Annotated in this window: 1 pseudogene; it reads right to left on the bottom strand. The window is 63.5% G+C overall.

From position 1 onward, the window contains the following. A pseudogene (locus RFM52_RS32730) lies at positions 1-515 on the bottom strand (hypothetical protein); the annotation flags it as partial. Positions 516-754: the final 239 nt, after the last annotated feature.

Genomic DNA, 754 nt, shown 5'->3' with positions numbered 1-754 from the left:
TCGCCACACCCTGGCTGGTCAGGCCACTTGCTGAAGCCGTTCACCAGCAGCGAGAGGTTTCGAGCGTCGAGCTGGCGAAGCACTGCTGGGTTGTCGCTGCAGAATTCGCCGATCCTGACCGTGCCGTCGCGGCATTCCGCCAGTTGGGGATATCGGCCGAACGACAGTGCCAAGAGCGGCAACGCGCGAGCATCTACATCGTCGAGGGCGCTGGTAGAGCTCGATACCTTGGCTGCCATGGCCCTGCAGGCCTGCATGCCCGGCTGACCTCCGAGTTCGCGGCTGACTGCGTTGGATACGGTCGCATATCCAAACGATTCTCCTTCACGGATGTCCTGTTCCCAGTTTGGCAGAAAGTGACGGGTGAATTGGACAGCGGCTCCTTGCAGGAATGCTGCCTGCTCTTCCTGGTCCCGCAGCATGCCGCTGTGGCGCACCACCGCACAGGAGAACTGAACGATGTCCCGAGCTCGACCAATGTCATCGAGGGCATTGTTGAACAGATTGCTCGACATTGCGCGAGAGACGCGCTGCCGGGCTGCTTCGGAATGCCGTCCCGCTTGCAAATCGGCAGTTTGTCTATGCGGCGGTAGCCCGCCTCCGTGGGAAAGTCCGGACCGCTGCGCCTGGCGCGAGGGTCCGCCCTCGGCCCGCAAAGCACCTGATTGCTGCCGCGACCCTTCAGGCCGTTGAGAACCTATGCGGCGGCTACCGCGCGCGCTCCCATCGTCGCTGCGTGGCGGCCTGGCCTCCA

The organism is Mesorhizobium humile, from assembly GCF_033977215.1.
GTDB classification, from domain to species: Bacteria; Pseudomonadota; Alphaproteobacteria; order Rhizobiales; family Rhizobiaceae; genus Mesorhizobium; species Mesorhizobium humile.
This window is presented reverse-complemented; position numbering and strand designations above follow the sequence as displayed.